Annotated in this window: 18 protein-coding genes, 1 tRNA gene and 1 pseudogene; 13 read left to right on the top strand and 7 right to left on the bottom strand. The window is 63.7% G+C overall.

What is annotated here, in order from left to right; all coding sequences use genetic code 11:
• Position 1: 1 nt before the first annotated feature.
• The 7 genes from IPF49_12715 to IPF49_12685 all read left to right on the top strand — a co-directional run bounded on the left by IPF49_12715 (position 2) and on the right by IPF49_12685 (position 8,417).
• Complete coding sequence (locus IPF49_12715; protein ID MBK6288469.1) at positions 2-2,467, top strand: LPS-assembly protein LptD; 2,466 nt, start codon at positions 2-4, stop codon at positions 2,465-2,467.
• Positions 2,394-3,767: a peptidylprolyl isomerase gene (locus tag IPF49_12710; protein MBK6288468.1), complete on the top strand. Its 1,374-nt coding sequence runs from the start codon at positions 2,394-2,396 to the stop codon at positions 3,765-3,767. Before IPF49_12715 ends, IPF49_12710 begins: the two co-directional genes overlap by 74 nt.
• Complete coding sequence (gene pdxA / locus IPF49_12705) at positions 3,748-4,749, top strand: 4-hydroxythreonine-4-phosphate dehydrogenase PdxA (protein MBK6288467.1); 1,002 nt, start codon at positions 3,748-3,750, stop codon at positions 4,747-4,749. The genes IPF49_12710 and pdxA overlap by 20 nt, the downstream gene beginning before the upstream one ends.
• Entirely contained in the window at positions 4,749-5,552 is an 804-nt protein-coding gene (rsmA, locus tag IPF49_12700; protein ID MBK6288466.1) for a 16S rRNA (adenine(1518)-N(6)/adenine(1519)-N(6))-dimethyltransferase RsmA, read from the top strand. Before pdxA ends, rsmA begins: the two co-directional genes overlap by 1 nt.
• A complete protein-coding gene (locus IPF49_12695; GenBank protein MBK6288465.1) occupies positions 5,552-6,358 on the top strand; it encodes a symmetrical bis(5'-nucleosyl)-tetraphosphatase in 807 nt (268 codons plus the stop codon). The genes rsmA and IPF49_12695 overlap by 1 nt, the downstream gene beginning before the upstream one ends.
• A 77-nt stretch (positions 6,359-6,435) precedes the next feature.
• Complete coding sequence (locus IPF49_12690; protein MBK6288464.1) at positions 6,436-7,671, top strand: multifunctional CCA addition/repair protein; 1,236 nt, start codon at positions 6,436-6,438, stop codon at positions 7,669-7,671.
• Positions 7,668-8,417, top strand: a complete 750-nt coding sequence (locus IPF49_12685) for a pteridine reductase (GenBank protein ID MBK6288463.1) — start codon at positions 7,668-7,670, stop codon at positions 8,415-8,417. The genes IPF49_12690 and IPF49_12685 overlap by 4 nt, the downstream gene beginning before the upstream one ends.
• Positions 8,418-8,432: 15 nt before the next feature.
• Here IPF49_12685 and folB read toward each other — a convergent pair whose 3' ends face one another.
• Positions 8,433-8,804: a dihydroneopterin aldolase gene (gene folB / locus IPF49_12680; protein ID MBK6288462.1), complete on the bottom strand. Its 372-nt coding sequence runs from the start codon at positions 8,802-8,804 to the stop codon at positions 8,433-8,435.
• Positions 8,801-9,832 carry a tRNA (adenosine(37)-N6)-threonylcarbamoyltransferase complex transferase subunit TsaD gene (gene tsaD / locus IPF49_12675; GenBank protein MBK6288461.1) on the bottom strand — a complete coding sequence of 344 codons (1,032 nt, stop codon included), beginning with the start codon at positions 9,830-9,832 and terminating at the stop codon, positions 8,801-8,803. Before tsaD ends, folB begins: the two co-directional genes overlap by 4 nt.
• 173 nt (positions 9,833-10,005) lie before the next feature.
• On the opposite strand from tsaD, the gene rpsU reads away from it, so the two are divergent.
• From rpsU to IPF49_12650, 5 genes are all read left to right on the top strand, one after another.
• Positions 10,006-10,221, top strand: coding sequence for a 30S ribosomal protein S21 (gene rpsU, locus IPF49_12670; protein ID MBK6288460.1), 216 nt, complete (start codon positions 10,006-10,008; stop codon positions 10,219-10,221).
• A gap of 31 nt (positions 10,222-10,252) precedes the next feature.
• Entirely contained in the window at positions 10,253-10,705 is a 453-nt protein-coding gene (locus tag IPF49_12665; GenBank protein ID MBK6288459.1) for a GatB/YqeY domain-containing protein, read from the top strand.
• Positions 10,706-10,765: 60 nt separating this feature from the next.
• Positions 10,766-12,544, top strand: a complete 1,779-nt coding sequence (locus IPF49_12660; protein ID MBK6288458.1) for a DNA primase — start codon at positions 10,766-10,768, stop codon at positions 12,542-12,544.
• Positions 12,545-12,699: 155 nt separating this feature from the next.
• A complete protein-coding gene (gene rpoD, locus IPF49_12655; protein ID MBK6288457.1) occupies positions 12,700-14,601 on the top strand; it encodes an RNA polymerase sigma factor RpoD in 1,902 nt (633 codons plus the stop codon).
• 140 nt (positions 14,602-14,741) lie between these two features.
• Positions 14,742-14,818, top strand: a tRNA-Ile gene (locus IPF49_12650).
• Positions 14,819-15,146: 328 nt separating this feature from the next.
• Here the strand turns inward: IPF49_12650 and IPF49_12645 are convergent.
• The 4 genes and pseudogenes from IPF49_12645 to IPF49_12630 form a co-directional block, all read right to left on the bottom strand.
• The gene (locus tag IPF49_12645) at positions 15,147-15,671 is read right to left on the bottom strand and encodes a hypothetical protein (protein ID MBK6288456.1); all 525 of its coding nucleotides are present in this window, start codon (positions 15,669-15,671) and stop codon (positions 15,147-15,149) included.
• 250 nt (positions 15,672-15,921) lie between these two features.
• Complete coding sequence (locus IPF49_12640; GenBank protein ID MBK6288455.1) at positions 15,922-16,653, bottom strand: hypothetical protein; 732 nt, start codon at positions 16,651-16,653, stop codon at positions 15,922-15,924.
• Position 16,654: 1 nt separating this feature from the next.
• Positions 16,655-17,368: a DUF3313 family protein gene (locus IPF49_12635; GenBank protein ID MBK6288454.1), complete on the bottom strand. Its 714-nt coding sequence runs from the start codon at positions 17,366-17,368 to the stop codon at positions 16,655-16,657.
• A gap of 215 nt (positions 17,369-17,583) precedes the next feature.
• Positions 17,584-20,015, bottom strand: a pseudogene (locus tag IPF49_12630) (arylsulfatase).
• 217 nt (positions 20,016-20,232) lie between these two features.
• On the opposite strand from IPF49_12630, the gene IPF49_12625 reads away from it, so the two are divergent.
• Positions 20,233-21,195 carry a LysR family transcriptional regulator gene (locus IPF49_12625; GenBank protein MBK6288453.1) on the top strand — a complete coding sequence of 321 codons (963 nt, stop codon included), beginning with the start codon at positions 20,233-20,235 and terminating at the stop codon, positions 21,193-21,195.
• Between the two features lie 475 nt (positions 21,196-21,670).
• On the opposite strand, the gene IPF49_12620 is transcribed toward IPF49_12625, so the two are convergent.
• Positions 21,671-22,270 (bottom strand): hypothetical protein, encoded by a 600-nt coding sequence (locus IPF49_12620; protein ID MBK6288452.1) that lies wholly within the window; start codon positions 22,268-22,270, stop codon positions 21,671-21,673.
• Positions 22,271-22,996: the final 726 nt, after the last annotated feature.

Here is a 22,996-nt window from a genome sequence, read left to right as displayed (position 1 = left end):
CTTGCTTCGCTGCCTCGTGGCGGCGGTCGCCACCGTGCCCGCGTGGTCGGATACTCCGGCCCCGGATCAGCAATGGCAGTGCGAGGCCGGATCCGGCGGTGCGTGGTCCTGCACGGTTGCTCCGCGGCCCGAGGGCGCGCTCGCCTCCGTGCCCAGCCAGCCGGCGCAGCCCGCGCAACGCACCGTACTCGGATCACCCGCCGATGCGCTGGCCCGTTCGATGGACTGGGTGCCACGCGAGCGCCTCACCGAGGAGCAGCTTGGCGCAATCGGCAAACAGTGCGAGGGCGCCTACGTCGAACCGGCGCTCGAGCCGATGGATTCGGGCGCGGTATTCGGCACCATTCACGCCTCTTCTCAGGAGTCGGAGCTGCTGCAGGATCCCGAGGTGGCGAAGTTTTCCGGCAACGTGACGGTGCGCCAGGGCGAGCGCCGCCTGCGCGCCGATCGCGCCGCTTACTACCGCGAGCAGGACCGGGTCGAGATCGAGGGTGAGGTACAGTACCGCGAACCAGGGCTGCTGGTGCAGGGCGAGTCGGCGGTGATCAATACCGCGGACGAATCCGGCGTGCTGCGCAAGGCACGCTTCGTGATGCACAAGGAGCACACCCGTGGCGAGGCCGACGAAGTGCTGCGCAATGTCGATCGCAGCCTCGATCTCGAGGACGGCACCTACACCCAATGCGAACCGGGTCATGACGACTGGCAGCTTGCCGCGAGCACGATCCATATCGATCGCGAAACCGGCAAGGGCACGGCGCACAGCGCGCGTCTCGAGGTGAAGGGCGTGCCGGTGATGTACACCCCGTGGCTGAGCTTTCCGATCGATGACCGGCGCATGAGCGGCTTTCTGTGGCCCGCGTTCACCAACTCGTCCCAGAACGGCTTCGATGTCGCGACGCCCTACTACCTGAACATCGCGCCCAATTTCGACGCCACGCTGGTGCCGCGTTATACCAACGATCGCGGGCCCATGGCCGGTGCCGAGGTGCGTTACCTGAACCGCTGGAGCCAGTGGGTGGCCAGTGGTGCGATGCTGCCGGATGACAACGTCTACGGCGACGACCGCTGGCTGCTCAGCCTGCAACAGCAGGGCAGCCCGTTCGAAGACTTCAATACCCTGATCGATTACACCGAGGTCAGCGACCCGGACTATCTGCGCAACCTGAACGTCACCGGGCTCGAGGTCAAGCGCGCCACGCACCTGCCGCAGGCCGGTGCACTCAGTTATCGCTTCGCCGATACCTGGCGGGTACAGGCGAGGGCGCAACAGTACCAGTTGCTCGACACCGAGCTCGAGCAGCCCTACAAGATGCTGCCGCGCATCGCGCTCTCGCGCCAGTTCAGCCGCGGCGCGTTCAAGCCCGATTTCGCGCTCAATAGCGAATACACCTCGTTCGAACACAAGGACAGCGCGAAATTGACCGGCCAGCGGGTGTTCCTCGAGCCGCTGGCAAGTTTCCCGATGGAGTGGGATGCGGCGTTCGTGAAACCCACCGTCGGCTACCAGTCGATCAGCTACAGCCTCGACGAGGGCTACAACAACGCGGGCAACGAGTCGCCTTCGGTCGCCGCCCCGCTGTTCAGCCTCGACACGGGCTATTTTCTCGAGCGCGATACCGAGCTGTTCGGCGCCAGCTACCTGCAGACCCTGGAGCCGCGCGTGTACTACCTGTGGGTGGATCATGACGACCACGAGGACATTCCCAACTTCGACTCGCAGGACCTGACCTTTGGCTTCAGCCAGCTGTTTCGCCCCACGCGCTTCAGTGGCCACGATCGCATCGCCGACGCCAACCAGGCATCGCTCAGCATGACCTCGCGCTTCATCACCGACAAGGACGGCAGCGAGACCCTCACCGCCAGCATCGGAGAGATCTTCTACTTCGAGGACCGGCGCGTGACCATCGCCGACCAGCCGATCAACGCAGACCGGGTGTCCAGCTCGGAAATTGCCGCGGAACTGCAGGCGCAGCCCATCGACACCCTCGCGATCACCGGCACCACGTTGTGGGATCCTCACAAGGAGCGGGTCAACGAGGGTGGCGTGCTGGCACACTGGACACCCGACCGGGAAACCATCTTCAATGCCGGCTATCGTTACCGCCGCGACCAGTTGACGATCGATCCCAACGGCGTGGCCGTGTATGAAACCATCGACCAGGCCGACTTCTCGGCCATTCTGCCTCTCGGGGATCGCTGGAAGCTGCTGGCGCGTTACCAGTACGACTTCACCAATGACTACAGTCTCGAGGAGCTCGCCGGCATCGAGTACAGCTCGTGCTGCTGGGCGTTGCGCATGGTCTACCAGGAAGGCGTCGACTGGGATCAGGGCCGCGATTACGCCGTTTACGTACAATTCGTGCTGCGCGGACTGGGCGGCATTGGCAAGAATGTCGACCAGCTGCTGCAGAGCAGTATTTTCGGTTACCGGGCAGACAAGGGGGAAGACGGTTTTGCATACTAATCCGAACGCACGGGGCCAGTGGCTTGCCGCTGCCATCATGATCCTGGCCTGTTGTGCCGGCATCGCGGGTGGCGCGCGGGCGCAGACCCAACCGCTGGAACGCGTGGTGGCCATCGTCGATGACGACATCATCCTCGCGAGCGAGTACCAGGATCGCCTGCAGCAGGTGCGCGACAATGTCGCGAAGCAGGGCGTCGAGGCACCGCCACCCGAGGTTCTCGCGCGTCAGGTCCTCGACCGCCTGATTCTCGAGCGGATCCAGTTGCAGATGGGCGAGCGCGCCGGGGTGCGCATCAGCGATGCGCAGCTCAATGAAGCGCTGAGCGGCATGGCCAGCCAGAACGGCATGGGGCTCGACCAGTTCCGCGCCTCGGTGGAAGCACAGGGCGGTTCCTACAATGCACTGCGCGAGCAGGTCCGCCAGGAAATGATCATCTCGCGGGTACAGCAGGGTAACGTGCGCAGCCGGGTGCAGGTCACCGAGCAGGAGGTCAACGATTACCTCAGCTCGGAAGAGGGCCAGAAGCGCACCTCGGCGGTGTACCACATCGGCCACCTGCTGCTGCCGCTGGCCAAGGAAGCGACCCTGGAGCAGGAGAACGAGGCGCGCGCCTATATCGAGACGCTGCGCACGCGCCTCGCCGGCGACGAGACCTTCGAGCGCTTCATGAAAGCTCCGGACAAGAGCCGCTATGCGCTCTCGGGCGGTGATCTCGGCTGGCGGCTGGCGGGAGACCTGCCGGGCATATTCCTCGAAACGGTTCCTGCTCTCAAAGTGGGCGAAATCTCGGAGCCGGTGCGCAGCGCCAGCGGCCTGCACCTGGTGAAGCTGTTCGAGAAACGTGGCGGCAGCGGCCAGATGACCCAGCAGACACTGGTGCGCCACATCCTGATCAAGCCCTCGGAAATTCGCAGCGACGAGCAGGCGCAACTGCTCGCCACCAAGCTGCACGACCGCATCGTCGCCGGCGAGGATTTCGCAAAGCTGGCGCGGGAATTCTCCGATGATATCGGCTCGGCGCAGGAAGGCGGCTCACTTGGCTGGACCAGCGCGGGGCAGATGGTGCCGGCATTCGAGCAGGTCATGAACCAGACCGGCGCCGGCGAAGTGAGCGCGCCGTTCAAGAGCGAATTCGGCTGGCACGTACTGAAGGTCGAGGAGCGGCGCACCGAGGACCTCAGCGAGGAACTGCGTCGCAACCAGGCGCGCAACATTCTTTTTGGCCAGAAATACGATGACGAGTTGAACACCTGGCTGCAGAAGATCCGGGACGAGGCCTTTGTCGAGATCAAGATCTGATCCGCCCATCATCGCGCTGACACCGGGAGAGCCCGCGGGAATCGGCCCCGACCTGCTGCTCACTCTCGCCCGGCGCGGCTTTGCCTGCCCGCTGATTGCCGTCGCGGACCCGGCACTGCTCGCCGGGCGCGCCGCGCTGCTGGGGTTTGAACTCACCATCCTGCCACCCGAGCCGCTGCCGGCACCGGCGGGCTCCCTGCGTGTGTTGCCGGTAAGCCTGCGTGCGCCGGCCCGGCCCGGAGTACTCGATGTCGCCAATGCGGCCTACGTGCTCGAGACGCTCGATACCGCACTCGCCGCCTGCCTCGACCGACGGGTCGATGCGCTGGTCACCGGGCCGGTGCACAAGGGCATCATCAATGACGCCGGCATCGCGTTCAGCGGCCATACCGAGTACCTGGCCGCGGCCACCGGCACCGTGCGCGTGGTGATGATGCTGGCCACGCCGGGGCTGCGCGTCGCGCTGGCCACCACGCACCTGCCATTGCGCGAAGTACCCGACCGGGTGCGCGGACCACTGCTCACCGAGACCATCGAGATCCTGCACCGGGAACTCGTCAACCGCTTCGCGATCCCCGATCCGCACATACTGGTGGCCGGGCTCAACCCGCACGCCGGCGAGGGCGGACACATGGGGCGCGAGGAAATCGATCACATCATCCCCTGTCTCGAACGGCTGCGCGCGCGCGGCATGAAACTGAGCGGCCCGCTGCCGGCCGATACGCTGTTCACGCCGCACTGCCTCGAAGGCGCCGACGCGGTGCTCGCGATGTACCACGACCAGGGATTGCCGGTTCTGAAACACATGGGTTTCGGGCAAGCCGTGAACATCACGCTGGGCTTGCCGATCGTGCGTACCTCGGTGGACCATGGCACCGCGATCGATCTCGCCGGGCGCGGACTGGCCGACAGCGGCAGCATGCAATGCGCGATCGATACCGCGATCGGGATGGCCCGCGCGGGCACCCGGGGTGCTGCCTGATGTCGGCGCCGCAGATCCTCAACCGTCCACGCAAACGCTTTGGCCAGAATTTCCTGAGCGATCGTCATGTCATAGACCACATCCTCGCCGTGATCGATGCGCGCCCTGCCGATACCGTGGTCGAAATCGGTCCCGGGCGCGGCGCACTCACCGACGGCCTGATCGCCAGCGGCGCGCGGCTGCACCTGATCGAACTCGACCGCGATCTTGCCGCCAACTGGAAAATGCGCGAATCCGCACGTCTCAGCGTGCACGAGGGCGACGCGCTGCGTTTCGACTTCAACACGCTTGCGGATGCCGCTACCCGGCTGCGGATGGTCGGCAACCTCCCCTACAACATCTCGACCCCGCTGCTGTTCCATCTGCTCGACTGTGGCGAGCGCCTGCGCGACATGCATTTCATGCTGCAACGCGAAGTGGTCGAGCGCCTCGGCGCCGGACCCGGCAGCGCGGACTATGGTCGCCTGAGCGTGATGGTGCAGTACCGCTGCCTGGTCGAACCGCTGTTCGAGGTGCCGCCGGAGGCGTTCGTGCCGGCGCCGCGCGTGCATTCCGCCGTGGTGCGCCTGCAGCCGCGGCCGTTTCCGCATGGATCCGCCGCCTGCGCGCGCACCCTGGCCCAGGTGGTGCGCCAGGCATTCGGCCAGCGCCGCAAAACGCTGCGCAACGCGCTGCAGGGCCTCATCGCCGCGCGCGCGCTGGAGGCGCTCGGCATCGATCCCGGACGCCGCCCGGAAACGCTCTCGGTGCAGGAATTCGTCGCGATCAGCAATGCCGCCACCCTCGCCGCGGAAACCGTCTGATGGCTACCTACGCGGTCGGCGATGTGCAGGGCTGCTACGACGCCCTCATGCAGATGCTGGAGCTCGTGCAGTTCGATGCCAGCCGCGACCGGATCTGGTTTGCCGGCGACCTGGTCAACCGCGGACCCGATTCGTTGCGCGTGCTGCGCCTGGTGCATGAACTTGGCGAGCGCGCGGTCACCGTTCTCGGCAACCATGATCTGCACCTGCTCGCGGTTGCCGCCGGGGCACGCGCACCGACCCGCAAGGACTCGCTCGATGCGATCCTCGAAGCGCCCGATCGCGACCTGCTGCTCGACTGGCTGCGCCGCCGGCCGCTCGCCTGGCGCGAAGACGGTTTGCCGTTCCTGATGGTGCACGCCGGGGTGCCACCGCAATGGAGTGTCAGTGATACGCTGGCGCGCGCGGCGGAAGTGCAGGCGGTATTGCGCGCACCGGACTATCGCGACTTTCTTGCCCATATGTACGGGGATTCGCCGGATTGCTGGAGTGATGACCTGGGTGGGCACGAGCGCTTGCGGGTGATTACCAACTACCTGACGCGCATGCGCTTCTGCGACGCGGCGGGCCGCCTCGACCTCGAGACAAAAAGCGCACCATCGGGCGCCATCGCCGGCTTTGCGCCGTGGTTCAGCCACCCGGAGCGGCGCGCCGCCGCTACCCCGATCCTGTTCGGTCACTGGGCCTCGCTCGAAGGCAAGACCGACAGCTCCGAGGTATTCGCGCTCGACACCGGCTGCGTGTGGGGTGGCCGGCTGCGGGCGATGCGCCTCGAGGATGGCGCGCTCTACCACTGCAGTTGCTGATCCAGGCCACCCCGACGCAACCGCGCGAATTGGTTAAACTGCTGCGCTCATCAAAACAGGCTGCAGAATTCCTCCCCATGAAGACGTACCTGGTCGGCGGCGCGGTGCGCGATCGTTTGCTCGGAATCGAGCCACTCGAGCGTGACTGGGTAGTCGTCGGCGCCACCGAGAGCGAGATGCTGGCGCGCGGTTTCCGCCGTGTCGGGCGCGACTTCCCGGTGTTTCTCGATCCGCGCACCGGCGACCAGCACGCGCTGGCGCGACGCGAACGCAAGAGCGGGCATGGCTACGCCGGGTTCGCATTCGAGGTCGATGGCGGGGTGAGCCTCGAAGACGACCTCGGACGCCGCGATCTGACCATCAATGCAATCGCCGAAGACCAGGACGGCACCCTGATCGATCCCCACGGCGGGCAGGCCGACCTCGAGCGCGGATTGCTGCGTCATGTCTCGGATGCCTTCGTGGAGGATCCGCTGAGAGTGCTGCGAGTGGCGCGATTCGCCGCCCGTTTTGCCAGTCGCGGCTTCACCGTCGCACCCGAAACCCTGGCACTCATGCGTGCGATCGCCGCCAGCGGCGAGCTCGATCACCTGGTTGCCGAGCGGGTGTGGGAGGAAACACGCCGCGCCCTGGGCGAAGCCCGCCCCGATGTGTATTTCGCGACCCTGCGCGCCTGCGGCGCCCTGGGCACGGTGTTCCCGGAAATCGAGCGCCTGTTCGGGGTGCCACAGTCACCCCAACATCACCCGGAGATCGACACCGGCATCCATGTCCTGCTGTGCCTGCAACTCGCGGCACGCCTGGAACTGGCCCCGATCGCACGTTTTGCCCTGCTCACGCACGATCTCGGCAAGGCGCTGACACCCGCCGCCAAATGGCCTTCGCACATCGGCCACGAGGCGCTCGGAGCGGATGCGGTGCGCGCCCTGTGCGCGCGCCTGCGGGTGCCGGTGAAATGGCGCGAGCTGGCGCTGCTGGCCTGCCTGCATCACACCCGCTGTCATCGCGCCCTGGAGATGCGCGCGCCGGCGATCGTGTCACTGCTGGAGGATCTCGATGCGATGCGCAACAACGAACGCTTCGAGCAGTTTCTCGGCGCCTGCGAGGCCGATGCACGAGGCCGCACCGGACTGGAGGACGAGCCTTACCCCCAGGCTGCACGCCTGCGCCAGACCTGCGCCGCCGCTGCGACCGTCACTTCCGCCGCGGCACTGGCGAAGGGTTTGAGCGGTCCGCAGGTGGGCGCGGAAATGCACCGGCTGCGTTGCGTCGAAGTCGCCCGGATGCTGCAGCAGCAGACGGAGCCGACATGAGCACCGGATCCGCCCGGGTGGCGCTGGTCACCGGTGGCGCGCAGCGCATCGGCGCGGCGATCGTGCGCTCCCTGCACGCCAATGGCTGCCGGGTACTGATCCACTACCGCCGGTCGCGGGAAGCGGCGCTGGATCTCGCCGGCGAGCTCAACCTGGCACGCGCGGACTCCTGCGCCGTGCTCGGCGCGGACCTGTGCGATGCCGCCGCGGTGCAGGCCCTGGCACAGCAGGCCGGTGCGCGCTGGGGTCGTATCGACCTGCTGGTCAACAACGCCTCGGATTTCCTTGCCACGCCGCTCGGGGACGTCGGGGTGGAAGACTGGAACCGGATCTTCGGCTCCAATCTGCAGGGGCCGTTCTTTCTCAGCCAGGCGCTGGCGCCGGCCCTGGCACGCACCCAGGGTGCGATCGTCAATATCGTGGATGTGCACGCCACGCTGCCGTTGGCACAGCATGCGGTGTACACGATGGCAAAAGCGGGGCTCGCGATGATGACCCGCGCGCTCGCGCTCGAACTGGCGCCTGCGGTGCGGGTGAACGGCGTGGCGCCGGGAGCGATCCTGTGGCCCGCCGAACCCAACCCCGAGCTGGCGCCCGCACTCGCCGGGCAATTGCTGGCACACACGGCCCTGGGGCGGATCGGCGAACCCGCGGACATCGCCGGCGCGGTGCGCTACCTCGGTCTCGACGCCCCCTATGTGACGGGGCAGATACTCGCGGTCGATGGCGGGCGCAGCCTGTTCTGAGGCGATCGAGCCTGCTCAACCGCGCACGGACCGCTCGATCAGTACGCCAACCGCAGCGGCGCCCGGTACCGCGCCCGGCTTGGTGATCCGCAACCGCAGCCAGGGAATCGCGAACTCCTCGATCAACCGGCTCGCCAGCGCCTCGGCCAGGCTTTCCACCAGCTGGTAGCTGCTACCACGCACGAATTCGCCGACGCGGCGCGCCAGCGCCTGGTAGTCCAGTGCATCCTCGAGCGCATCACGCGCCGCACCGGCACGCACATCGGCAGCGAGATCCAGGTCGATCAGCAGGGTCTGGCGCAGCTCGCGCTCCCAGGCGTGCACACCGATCAGCGCATCGACCCGCAGACCGTGCACGAACACGATATCGTGCGAGCGTTCGCTCATGTGATGGGCTCCAGCGTTTCCATTGGCCAGCGCGCCCGGGCGCGCACCGCGAGATCGTCGTGCTGCCCCGCCAGCAAGCGCTGGCAACCGCAGTAGGCGATCATCGCGCCGTTGTCGGTGCAAAAAGCCGCCTGCGGGTAATACACCTGCCAGCCGCCGGCATCGGCTTCCTGGCGCAAGCGCTCGCGCAGGGCCCGGTTGGCGCTGACCCCACCGGCCATCACCAGCCGCCCGAGGCCGGTGTGCTCCAGCGCGCGCCGGCACTTGATCACCAGGGTATCGACCACGGCCTGCTGAAATGCCCAGGCCACGTCGGCGCGCGCCTGGGGCTCGATGCTGCCGTCCGCGGCACGCAGTGCGCGGATCGCGGTGGCGCACGCGGTCTTGAGACCGCTGAAGCTGAATTCGAGCCCGGGGCGGTTGGTCATCGGGCGCGGAAACCGGAAAATCCCCGGCCGTCCCTGCTCGGCCAGCCGCGCGAGGAGGGGGCCGCCGGGATAGTCGAGACCGAGCATCTTGGCGACCTTGTCGAACGCCTCGCCCGCCGCATCATCGAGCGATTCACCGAGAATCCGGTAGCATCCGATGCCATCCACCCGCACCAGCTGCGTGTGTCCGCCCGAGACCAGCAGGGCCACGAACGGAAATTGCGGCGGCTCGGCTTCGAGCATCGGCGCCAGCAGGTGCGCTTCCATATGGTGCACGCCGACTGCCGGGACACCCCAGGCAAACGCCAGCGAACGGGCAAAGCAACCACCGACCAGCAGCGCCCCGAGCAGGCCCGGCCCCGCGGTATAGGCCACGCCGTCGATACCCCCGGGCTCCAGCCCCGCCTCGCGCAGCACCTGCCGCACCAGCGGCAGCAGCTTCCTGATGTGATCGCGCGAGGCGAGTTCCGGCACCACGCCGCCGTACTCGGCATGCATCGCGACCTGGCTGTAGAGCACGTGCGCCAGCAGGCCGCGGTCCGAATCGTAGACCGCGACCCCGGTTTCATCGCAGGATGTTTCTATTCCGAGCACGCGCATTTGGGCGCGATGATAGCGGGCCGCCGCCGGCCCCGGCCAGCGGGCGTTATTAATTCCGCGAATGCGGGTTTTGCAATCGCGCTCCCGAGCCATTAGAATTCGGCGCCCCACGCGACTCCAGCGAGCGCATGGGGACTAAGCAAGATTCCGAACACCCGACTGGTAGGTTGTGAATGCCGTCCATCAAGATCAAAGAAAACGAACCGTTTGACGTTGCGCTGCGCCGTTTCAAGCGTTCCTGTGAAAAAGCCGGTGTACTGGCAGAAGTGCGTCGCCGCGAGTTTTACGAGAAGCCCACCTGGATCCGCAAGCGCAAGGCGGCAGCTGCCGTCAAGCGTCACCAGAAGAAGCTGAGCCGCGAAAGCCGCCGCCAGCAGAGAATGTACTGATCCTCTCTTCCCGCGAGCCGGGAGGCAAATCGTGAGCGAATCGGCCCTGAAGACCCGCATCACCGAAGCCGTGAAGGCGGCGATGCGCGCGCAGGACAAGCCGCGCCGCGATGCCATCCGGCTGATCCAGGCAGAAATCAAGCGCATCGAGGTCGATGAGCGCATCGAACTCGATGACGCGCGCGTGCTCGCCGTGCTCGACAAGATGCTCAAACAGCGCCGCGATTCGATCCAGCAGTTTGAAAAGGCCGCGCGCCAGGACCTGATCGATATCGAGGCCGCCGAGGTCGCGGTGATCCAGGATTTCCTGCCGCGCGCCCTCGAGCCCGCCGAGATCGACGCGCTGGTCGATGCGGCCCTGCGCGAATCCGGCGCCAGTGAAATGAAGGATATGGGCAAGGTCATGGCCCTGCTCAAGCCGCAGGTGCAGGGGCGCGCCGACATGGGCATGGTGAGCCAGCGGATCAAGGCCAGACTCGCCTGAAGCGGGCCGCAGGCGCGGAAACTACGCAGAACCAAGTGTTTTCCCGGAACGCGGGGCGCCATGTCAGGACGAATTCCGCAACAGTTCATCGATGACCTGCTCGAGCGCGTCGATATCGTCGACGTGATCGATACCCGCGTGAACCTGCGCAAATCGGGCAAGAACTACTCCGCGCTCTGCCCCTTCCACGACGAGAAAAGCCCCTCCTTCAGCGTCAGCCCCGATAAACAGTTCTACTACTGCTTCGGCTGCGGCGCCGGCGGCAACGCGATCGGCTTCCTGATGGAATACGAACGGCTCGACTTCATCGCGGCGGTGGAAAAGCTTGCCGCGGTCGCGGGAGTCGAGATACCGCGCGAGGCCGGACAGGGGCCCGCCAGCGCCCGCCAGGCGGAACTCGCCGCCAAGCTGCAGGCGGCGGCGCTGTGGTTCCAGCGCCAGCTCGCCGAGCATCCACAGGCCGCCGAGGCCCGCCGCTATCTCGAGCATCGCGGTCTTGGTGATGACACGGTGAAGCATTTCGGAATCGGCTTCGCACCGCCCGGCTGGGACGGACTGCTGAAAGCCCTGGGAGGCAGCGAGGCCGAGCGCAAGCTGCTGCTCGAGGCCGGACTGGTGATCAAGCGCGACGACGACAGCGGACTCTATGACCGCTTTCGCCATCGCATCATGTTTCCGATCCACGACAATCGCGGGCGCACCGTGGCCTTCGGCGGCCGGGTGCTGAGCGACGAGAAACCCAAGTACCTCAACTCGCCCGAGACCGCGATCTTCCACAAGGGCCAGGAACTCTACGGCCTGTACCAGGCCCGCCAGAGCAACCGCGAACTCGACCGGGTGCTGGTGGTCGAGGGATACATGGACGTGGTGATGCTTGCCCAGCACGGCATCAGCAACGCCACCGGCACGCTTGGCACGGCGCTCAGCGCGAGCCATCTGCAGCGCCTGTTCCGCCACACCTCGGCGGTGGTGTTCTGTTTCGACGGGGACGAGGCCGGGCGCCGCGCCGCGGCGCGCGCCCTGGAGCTGGTACTGCCGGCCATGCAGGACGGCCGCCAGGCGAGCTTTCTGTTCCTGCCCGAGGGCGAGGACCCCGACAGCCTGGTGCAACGCATCGGCAGCGCCGCGTTCCGCCAGCAGATCGGCTCCGCGATGCCGCTCTCGGAATTCGTGTTCGCGCACTTCGGGCAGGAGATCGACCTCGCCCAGATGGATGGCAGGGCGCGGCTCAGCAAGCTGGCGCTGCCGGCGATCAACCGCATCCCCGGGGTCGTCTTCCGGGAACTGATGCGCTCGGCGCTGGCCGAGCGCGTGGGCGTCGCCATCGAGCGCCTGCCCGGACTCGCCCGCGAAGCCATGCCGGAGACCACGGCAATACCCGCACCCACCGCGCTGCGCAAACCGGTGATCCGTGCCCCGCAGCGGCGCATGCCGGGCCCGCCGCAGGCCGCGATTCGCCTGCTGCTGCAGGACCCCCGGCTTGCGGAGCAGGTCACGGACCCCGCCGCCCTGGCCGGCACGGACGACCCCGACCTTCCGTTATTGCTGCAACTGATCGAGCATCTGCAGCGCAACCCCGGCAGCAGTCTCGGCGCGCTGCTCGGCTACTGGTACGGCACGCCCGAGGGCGAACTGCTGACCCGGCTGGCGGCGCAGGAACCCCTGAATGGTGCGGATATCGAGCGCGAGTTTGCTGATGTGTTGCAGCATCTGGGACAGCAGGCGAGCAGACTCACCGCCGAGATCAGGCGCCGCGAGCTCGAAAGCATACCGTTCGCGGAAATGAGCAGCGCGCAGAAACAACAGTATCTCGAGCTGCTGAGCGGCAAAAGCGGCTGACAACGCACATTTTTGCCAGTAATTGCGCGGCAGACGCCCGCTTCGCGTGCATTGGGTATATTTTTGCCTAGAGTTGGTTTCTGTAAGGCGGGTATAATACGCGGCTATTTTTGCGCCCACCTCCTGCGGCATTCAATACAGGTACAGGTTCACGCATGTCCGAATCAACCCAGCAGTCACGCCTCAAGGATCTCATCGCCAAGGGCAAGGAACAGAACTATCTGACCTATGCCGAGGTGAACGATCACCTGCCGGAAGACATTTCCGATCCCGATCAGGTCGAAGAGATCATCCAGATGATCAATGACATGGGTATCCAGGTGTTCGAGGAAGCACCGGACGCCGAAGCCCTGCTGCTCGCCAGTGGTGACACCAGCACCGACGAGATCCCGGACGAGGCCGTTGCCGCGCTGACCGCGGTCGAATCCGAAGCCGGACGCACGACCGACCCGGTGCGCATGTACATGCGCGAGATGGGTACCGTGGAGTTGCTGACCCGCGAAGGCGAGATCGTGATCGCCAAGCGCATCGAGGAAGGCATCCGCGAAACCATGGCAGCGGTCGCCCATTTCCCGGGCATCGTCGAGCAGGTGCTCGGCGAGTACGACCTGGTCGCCACCGAGGAGCGGCGTCTTTCGGACATCCTCACCGGCTATCTCGAACCGGCTGACGACGTGCAGGCTGCCACCCCCGTGGTGCCGGCGGGCGCCAAGGCTCCCGCGGGCAAACCCGCCGCCAAACCCACCGCCAAACCCGCTGCCAAGAAGGGCGCCGACAAGAACGATGACGACGACGATTCCGACTCGGACTCCAACGACTCGGACGACACCGAAACCGACAGCGGACCGGATCCGGAACTGGCACGCCAGCGCTTCGACGAGCTGCGCAAGCAGCTGATGAAAACGCAGCGCGCTCTGAAGAAAAACCCGCGCGACAGCAAACAGGGACAGAAAGAACTCGAGAAGACCGCCGAGCTGTTCAAGTACTTCAAGCTCTCGCCGCGCCAGTTCGACCCGCTCACCCAGCGTGTTCGCTCCGTTGCCTACCAGGTGCGCGACCTGGAACGCGCCATCATGAATATCTGCGTGAACTACGCGCGGATGCCGCGCGCGATTTTCGTGAAGGAATTCCCCGGCAACGAAACCGACGAGCACTGGGTGGAAAAGCTCGCGCGCCGCAAGCAGCCCTACGCCGCGAAGATAGCGGTGGTCAAGGACGAAGTGATGCGGGTACAGCACCGCATCGCCGAAGTCGAGGCGGAATGCGGAATCCTGGTCGGCGAGATCAAGGAAATCAACCGCCGGATGTCGATCGGCGAGGCACGCGCGCGCCGCGCCAAGAAGGAAATGGTCGAGGCCAACCTGCGCCTGGTGATCTCGATCGCGAAGAAATACACCAACCGCGGCCTGCAGTTCCTCGACCTGATCCAGGAAGGCAACATCGGCCTGATGAAAGCCGTCGACAAGTTCGAATACCGCCGCGGCTACAAGTTCTCGACCTACGCCACGTGGTGGATACGCCAGGCGATCACCCGCTCGATTGCCGACCAGGCACGCACGATCCGCATCCCGGTGCACATGATCGAGACCATCAACAAGCTGAACCGCATCTCGCGCCAGATGCTGCAGGAGATGGGCCGCGAACCGACGCCGGAAGAACTCGGCGAGCGCATGGAAATGCCCGAGGACAAGATCCGCAAGGTGCTCAAGATCGCCAAGGAACCGATCTCGATGGAGACCCCGATCGGCGACGACGAGGACTCGCACCTGGGCGACTTCATCGAAGACTCGACGATCCCCTCGCCGATCGACTCGGCCACCGGCGAAGGCCTGCGCGAAGCCACCCGCGAAGTGCTCTCGGGCCTTACCGCACGCGAGGCGAAAGTGCTGCGCATGCGTTTCGGCATCGACATGAACACCGACCACACGCTGGAGGAAGTCGGCAAGCAGTTCGACGTGACCCGCGAGCGGATCCGGCAGATCGAAGCGAAAGCGCTGCGCAAGCTGCGCCACCCGAGCCGCTCGGATCACCTGCGCAGTTTTCTCGACGAAGGGTGAGTCGCGCGCTTTGTGCCGAGCATCGCTCGGCGCGCGACGAACGCGAGGCATGGATGCCGAGCTGGGAGCGACGCATGGATGCATGCTTGGCAGTACCTATCCCGCGCGTTGTTATCCGCTAGAATTGTTGTTCAAGTTCAGGGCCCATAGCTCAGTTGGTTAGAGCGTCCGACTCATAATCGGCAGGTCGCAGGTTCAAGTCCTGCTGGGCCCACCATTTCTCTTAGAAATCATATAGTTACGGCTATGGAGAGCGTCCGACTGGGGGCGCTTTTGGGCCGAAATTCATAGATCCGGAGTCGGATGGTCTGGCCCAGAGTCGGGAGGTCTGCGCCGAGAGTCGGACGCTCTGCCCCTGAGCGTCAGCGGCCTACTCCGGGGCGGGTCTAGGCGTTCGTCAGTGAAGCGAGCGCCTGATCCGGGGTTGGTCCTGCCTTGTCATGCCTTTCTCATGGTCGTGGCACGGTCGGCGCACTTGTCACGCCAAATCATGGGCGTTTCCGCTTCCCCACGCAGATTGCCGGCCATCACCGGAATGGTTCCGGTCAGATGCGGGCCGAAGAATCGGGCGACACCTCACGACGAAACATTACGTCCCGGACCACCTCCCGGCCGTAGCGGTTCACCAGTTCCGCGACGGACGTGTAAAGCAGCACCGCGGCCCAGAGCCACATTTGCATGGTCCAGAAGTGCGCCCAGTTGAGCTCCTCTATGACGTGCCGGCACGCAGCACCAAGGCCTTCCTGCTTCGAGAGCTGTGGGATCAATTCCTCAATGAACCGGAACACCAGCGTCACTACGCCGAACAGGAGCGTCTTCCACGCAATGCTGTAGGCGAGCGGCCGAAGCTCGAAGATTCGTGCGAACCCGAACGCGTCCACGAGCAGGATCGACTTGGCCACGGTGAGCGCCATGATCGTCGCCACCACGGAGCGCAGGATGGTCATGTCATGGCCCGACTGCAGCACGGCCTTCGTAATAGCCAGCATGTGGAAGACGACCATGAAGAAGAGGAACGGGGGAATGATTTCCCGCAGTTCCCGGGCGATGAAGTTGGCGACTTTTCTCACGGGCTCAGAACACCTTCTCGAAATCGAAGTAGATGCCGGCAGACCTCCAGCCGACCCCGAAGCTTTGCGGCGGGCCCATCAACGGCATCAGCGGATGAGATGATTTCGTCGAAAGACCACTCTATGGCACAAGGCAATTCTTGTATACCGAACTCACTGCAAAACCAAGTCCTCGCGCGGCCTGTAACTGAGGCTGAAACTGTTCAAGTTTGGGCTGTCGCTCCATCCAGCCGCCAGGAGGCTTGTCGCCTCAGAACTTGAAGCCAAAGCCGACCATCGGGCCATGTATGGTCAGATCGAGCGAGCGGTTGCCGTCTTCCAGATCATAGTTGAGATTGCGGTAGCCGAGACGAAGCTCGTAGTTGCACCAGGCGTATTCGAACTGCGGCGAGAGTTCCCAGACCAGGTCGGAGTCCCCGGCGCCGACAGACAATGTCGGACTGAAACTCCAGTTCTTCCCCAGCGCGAGATGCGGACGCAGCATCACCATGCCGTCGTATTGCTTGTGGTCGCTGTCGACTTGGCCCAGGGGCTTGAGGTCGATCTGGGTGTCGAGCTTCGCATAACGCACGCCGACGAGGACGTCGATGGTGGAGCGTTCGCCGAAGCCATCGAAACGGTAACCGGTGGCCAGCGCTCCAAGAGTGCTGTCTGACTCGATATCCGCTTCCAGCCCGGTATTACGCACTTCGGCACCACCGTTGTCTATCGCCAGGTAGTCCACCTGCAAATAGTTCACCCAGCGGCCCTTGTTCAGTTCGAACATGGCCGAGCCACCGATATCCATGTTGTCCCAGATGTCGCTGAAATCCGCCGAGGCATTGATCTCGCGCGCACCCACATTGATGTCACCGTCCATTCCCATGGCCCAGAGATACGGAGTGAGTGTCGCCTCCCAACCGTCTGCAGCGAGTGCCGCCGGACTCGCGACGTGCAGGGCAGCAGCGCAGATGGCCAGAGTCAACGGATTCCGCGACGTCATATCAATTTCCTTTGGATGGTTTTGCTGAACTGCCACTGCGCGCATGCTGGAGGTAGCTGCCAATCGTGTCGGCCCATTTTTTCATGATGCGATCGGCGTCGGCCTGATTGGTGACCTCATTGCGCACCATCATGGAACCGAAATCGGTCGCCGCTTCGGGATCCATGACACGCGCCAGAAGCTCGCTGCTGACCGAATCATAGATTTCCAGGAAAAGCGTCATCTGGCCGCCTGATGCGGAGAAAGACTTGGCGTCCGGCTCCTTCGTGTCCGGCGCGGCGATGTCGAGATTGATGATGGCGGGCCGGAGCAGCAGCACGTCTGCGCCAGCCGTCGCGACCACGGTTTCGCCTTTCGCCGTCAATTCCTTGTTGAAGACCTTCTTGAACTCGTCGGCAACTTCGGCCTTGATGCGGGTTATGTCGCTCGCCCGCACGCGGAACGGATCGTCCTGGTTCTGATCGCGCTCCCAATCTTTTCTGAACGCGACGAAGCAATCGAGAATTGCCACCTTGTCATAGGAGCTGAAATCAGCTCCGTCTTTCATATAAACCACTGCCATCTGCGTATTTTGCACCAGGCGCAGCCCGTCCGGCGACTGCTCGGGTAGAGCCGCGCCCCTGGCAGCGGCGTGACTGAAACCGGCGCCGCACAAGGCGAGTCCAAGCAACGCCAGCGCAGTGAGTACGTGCGAGCGCACTTTCGGATATCCCATAATTGATTCTCCCTGATGTGGTGGTGATACCACGGTTGCGGTAAAGGCGAAGCCGGCGTGAAATCTGCATTTCTCGCGCCGCAAGGGAAGCGTTGCATTGCAAGCCCCTATGGTGACCCGGCCGACGGCGCAGTTCACCACCCCGCCGCCAGGACGCTGAAATCCTGACAGTGGGGCTGCAAAGAGACGACGCGTAAGGAACCTCGTTAACGCGCCTAGTCGCGCATCATGGCGCGCTGGGCTTCCTGCTCCAGGGCTTCGTACGCCGCCTGCTCGACGGTAACCCCGACCCCCTGAATCGTCCCGCCATGGAACTCGCCCGGTGTCTTGTACTCCTGGCTGACGGCGTCACCGCTGTCGAACCCGACGCACAGCCCGTCGCCTGACAGGGTGAACTTGCCGGGTTGCGTCCTCATCGGTCCTTCCGCAACCACCTGCTCGTTGATGTAGAGCTTGGTCGTGCCTAGAGACTCGTGATTCGGACCCGCGCCTGTTCGGGTGAATTCCATGCCGAGCGTGTACTTACCGGGCTTCAAATCCTGAGTCGAGACAAACTGCTGCTCTGGCTTGATGCCGAGGAAGTTATATACATAGTGCAGCTTGTGGTCCTTGATAAACAGCGTGTGACCGCCGAAACGTGAGCCATGAGCGAAGATCACGCCGGAGGCATTTGAATCCGTGATCTCGACGTTGCCGAGGATCTTATAGGAACGATTGCGCACGTTGACCGCAACGCCTTCCGGTATCGGAGATGTGCCCGGGAAGTAGACATAGCGGTCGCGCGCAGCCTCTTCGGAGGGACGCACGATTCCGGCCTGAACCACGGCCGGCCGATCGTCGAGCGGCAGTACCAGGTTCTTGGCTGCCTCTTCGTTCCACGCAGCAATCAGCGCCTTGAGCTTATCGGGATATTTCTTCGCGAGATCCACGGCCTCTGCGCGGTCGACTTCGACGTGGTAGAGCTGCCACTGATCCTGGTCGAAATGCCCCTTGCCTGTCAGCGGGGCGTGCACCGCAGACGCCATCCACCCGTCCTCCCAAATGCCGCGTGTGCCGAGCATCGCGTAATACTGGCGCTTCTTCATCGTGGGGGCATCGGGCTTCGCGTCGAAGGTATAGCGCATCGAGACGCCGGAAAGCGGGAACTGCTCCACGCCCCGGTATACCTTCGGCATCTCCAGTCCGATGATTTCGAGGAGCGTCGGGACGATGTCGGTCGAATGGTGATACTGGTTGCGGACCTCGCCTCGCGCCTTGATGCCCTTTGGCCACGAGATGACCAACGGGTCGGCGGTTCCGCCCGAATACTGCGAGTACCGCTTGAACATCTGGAACGGAGTCGAGAACGCAACGGCCCAGCCGGTCGGGAAGTGCTCGTAGGTGTTCGGCCCGCCGAGATCATTGATGAGCTTCATGTTCTCGGACAGTTCGTCCGGGTAACCGTTGAAGAACTTGTTCTCGTTGACCGAACCGTTGGGACTGCCCTCACCCGAGGCCCCGTTGTCTGCGGCGTACAGGACGACGGTGTTATCGAGCTGTCCGGATTGTTGGAGGTAATCGATGATGCGGCCGACCTGGGCGTCCGTGTACTCCGAGAACCCGGCATAGACCTCGGCCATGTGCGAGAACAGTCGCTTCTCGTCTGCGTTGAGCGATGCCCAAGGGCGCACCATGTCGCCGGGATTGGCCTGCGACTCGGGCATCGGGTTGATCGGCGTCAGCTGGGTGCCCTTCGGCACGACGCCCTTCTCGATCATTCGCGCCAGCACCCAAGTGCGGTACGCCTCATAGCCGTCGTCGAACTTGCCCTTGTACTTGTCGATGTATTCCTGCGGAGCCTGGTGCGGGGCGTGGTTGGCGCCCGGGTTGAACCACATGAACCATGGCCGCGAAGGGTTGCTCGCCTTCTGGTCACGAATCATTTGCAGCGCCTGATCGGCCAGATCCTTAGACAGGTGGTAGCCTTTCTCGGGACCGTACGGTTGCTCGATGAACTTATTGTCCTCGACCAGGTCCGGGTACCACTGGTTGGTCTCTCCGCCGATGAATCCGTAGAAGCGATCGAAGCCCAACTGCAGCGGCCATTGCCGGCGGCTTGCACCGGAGGCGACGTCCTGCTCGGGCACGTTGTGGTTCTTGCCCACCCAGAAGGAGCTGTACCCGTTGTCCTGAAGGATCTGCGCGATCGTCGCTGCCGGGCGGGGATCCGGCCGCTGGCGCCGGGAAATCCTTCCGCCCACTCGGTGATCGAAGCCATGCCATTCAGGTGATGGTTACGTCCGGTCAGGAGCGTCGAGCGCGTCGGCGAACACAACGCGACGGTGTGCCACTGCGTGTAGCTCAGCCCCTCATCGGCCAGCCGCTGCAACGTCGGCATATTGATCCGGCCGCCGTAGGGCGACCAAGACGCCATCCCGGTGTCGTCGTACAACACGAACAAGACATTCGGTGCGCCCTCAGGAGCTCTCTTCGGCGTGAACGGTCCCCAGTCGGGAACGGAATCGCGAACATCGAGTTTGATGGTGCCCTTGAAGTCCTTGTAAGGCCCGACCGCTTGGTCCTGCTGAGCCACAGCCGCTGGCGAAGGTAGCGTACCCAGCGCTGCGAGCAGCGCCACGCTCAGCAGACCACCGAACACTTTTTTCATGTACCCACCCTCGCGTGAATTCGATTCCGGCTGTGCAGATAAACTGTGCAGGCAAGCCGCACCTCTGGCAGCGCCACCGCGCCGTCGGTTCAATTGCTCCACGGCTTTTCCCCCCCACTTTGTTAGGTGTTAGGCACTTAGTGACAGACGGTAGCAGCGGCGATCAATTTTAGATAATGATATTATTGAATCGTTAAATAACATTACGGTTATTATGATTACGCAACGCCGCCTTCAGCATCTGCTGGCTCTTGTGGAGCACGCCCATTTCGGACGAGCAGCCCAGGCACTGAACATCTCGCAACCGGCGCTCACGAAAAGCATCCAGGCGCTGGAGGCGGAGTTGGGCGCGACACTGCTTGATCGCAAGCGCGGGGCAATCGCGCTGACGGTATTCGGCGAACTGGTACTACAGCGAGGCAGGTCGTTGCTCTCCGCAGAAGCGGATTTGCGACGCGAGGTCGCTCTGCTCGCGGGACATGAGATCGGATCGTTGAAGGTTGCGATCAGCCCCTATCCGAGCGTCGTTTCCGGCTACCCTGCCATCAAGCGCTTGCTCGCCCAGCACCCAAAGGTCAACGTCATGGCGCACGTGGCCAGCTGGCGCGAAGTGGTAAGGCAAGTGACCGCCCGCGACGTGGATCTCGGCATTGCGGAGCTCAGCCAAACGCTGGGAAACGAGCAACTCATTACCGAATTGATCGGGCAGCATCGCGGTCACTTCTTCTGCCGGCCAGAGCACCCCATCCTCCGGCGAGGCCCGGTTTCCATGAACCAACTTGTTGAATTCCCATGGCTGTCTACCAGGCTTCCCCTTCGGGTGGCGAGCCATCTGCCGCGGTCGATAGGCGCCGCCGGAACAATTGAGCCGCTTACTGGTGACTTCGTGCCCGCCATTGAGCTCGACATGCTGATGCAAATCGGCGATTTCTTGGAACACAGTGATGCGCTGGCGCTTGCCTCGCTCACGATCATGGAGCGAGCACTGCTCGCCGGAGATGTTACGGTGGTGCCAACGCCCGACCTCAACATCCACTCGAACTACGGCTTCATTCATCTGAATAATCGCTCGCTCACCCCCGTCGCGCTCGCCTTCATGCAGGAAGTGAGAACTGAGGAAGCGGAAAAGGTGAAGCGGGAAGCGATACTCGCCAGCACGTATGCCGCCTTTGATCCGTAAGCCTGTTTGCGCCGTCGCGAAATTGACTCGGGCTGCCGATTCTATTTGCCCCCTTGGCAATACCTGAAACCCGTTGATAACAATCGATTGCGTTGCCTGTAGTAGGTCAACCTATCCCAGCGCGTGGGGTCACTCTTTCCTCGGCGCCACCAACCGACGGCCTCTGAACCGTCCCGGATCTTCAAAACAGCTTGCTGCCTCATGAAACACCGCTGCTCAAACTCTACAGGCATCGATGGGTAATCCCCCCTTCTTTCCACCGTCGCCAGAAGTAGAGCCTAGGCGGCGAGCACCAGTTTCTGTTTCGGGGTGATGCCTCCTAGGGCCAGGCTCGCCCGCTCGTGCTTGTAGGCCCAAAGCCAGCGAGTGGCGTCGTCCAAGCTAGCATCGTCCGGGTAATGCCACCTCTTTCACCGTCGCCAGAAGTATCGCCCTCGCTTCGAGCGCTAGGTTCGGTTTCGGGGCCCGTTACCGATCACTCACCCGGCAGCACATACGCAACCTTCGTTTGATTGATCTGCACGACGCCCTTCTTGGCCAGTTCAGCAATGATGTGCTCGACTTCGACGTCGGCCAGCGCTTTATGGAACAGCGCGTTGATGGTGCTACCCAAGGTCTTCAATGATCTGGGCCTGGAAGCCCCTCTCTGCCTGAGGTTCTCGATTACGGCTGCAACGCGCTCCGAGGGCGTGTGCGCACTCTCCAGCTTGACCAAGAGTATGTCCGAAACGCTCTTGCTCCTGATGGCGAATATCTTCTTGCTCTTCAGATGCTGGATCAAAGGATCGAATCCGGAGTCCTTCGAAACGATGTGGAAGAAGGCATCCGGCTCACTGGCCGCAATCTGGCCGATGTAGAACGCGATGTGGAAATCCAACGCGTTACTGCCATTCCCCGATATCTTGATGTAGGAGGCTCGCTCGCCCATACGCTGGAGGGCCGACGCGACCTCGTATGTCACCTTGGCCTGAGTCGCGCCGACGAACACCATGACACTGAAGTGCTCGCGATCCAGCACGGCCATGGCCTCAGGCTGCACGTTCTCGTAATCGATAAGGACGTAGTTCTTCTTCACTGATCGAGCTTCCCTAGCCGCACCATGCGCCTGTCCGACGACAGAGTGTAGGTCACGGTCCCGGGTTCGTCCGTAGCCTATATGAGCCACAAAGGAGCAGGCCTACCGGCAGCGCTGCACATCAACGGCCATGCGACACCCGCGGGGAGCTGCCTCCGAGGATCTGCCACCGCAGTACCGCTCGCGTCGCCCCCCGCGCGCCTCACCTCGGCACCGGAGGCGTCCCATGCGCCACGCTCCCGGCTCGGGTATCAGCACCGTAATGGGTCGGCGCGGCGTGCCACCTGCCGCGCGAGAGAAGTGCGTTCGTCAGGCTTCCGATATCACTCGGCGCAAATGACGTTCGCTATCGATTCAGGCCAGTCAGCGTCCTATTGGAATCTCGCCGGGTGAAACGTCAACCGTTTTGCTATTCAAAGCCGGAGGGACGTCGCCGCCGCCACGACCCAATTGTCAAACCTTGATACGCAGCTTTGTCATCATATGTATGTTAGTGGCTGTCGGGACATGCTGGATCTGAGCCAGACTGGAAGTTTCTCTTAAGTATGCGAAGAACGCTCGCCCGATTTGCACTTGAAACCTCCGCTTCGAATCGAGCAGCCTTCAAGTCATTCACAGCATCTATTGCAGAGCTCGAATTTCGTCCAAAAGCCGCCGAAGTCGCCTCCACAATTTGCTCCTGAACACTCACTAGCTCAGAGGCATTCCGTGCAGAAAATCGACACC

The sequence above is a fragment of the Gammaproteobacteria bacterium genome (assembly GCA_016705365.1).
Taxonomy (GTDB): domain Bacteria; phylum Pseudomonadota; class Gammaproteobacteria; order Pseudomonadales; family UBA5518; genus UBA5518.
This window is presented reverse-complemented; position numbering and strand designations above follow the sequence as displayed.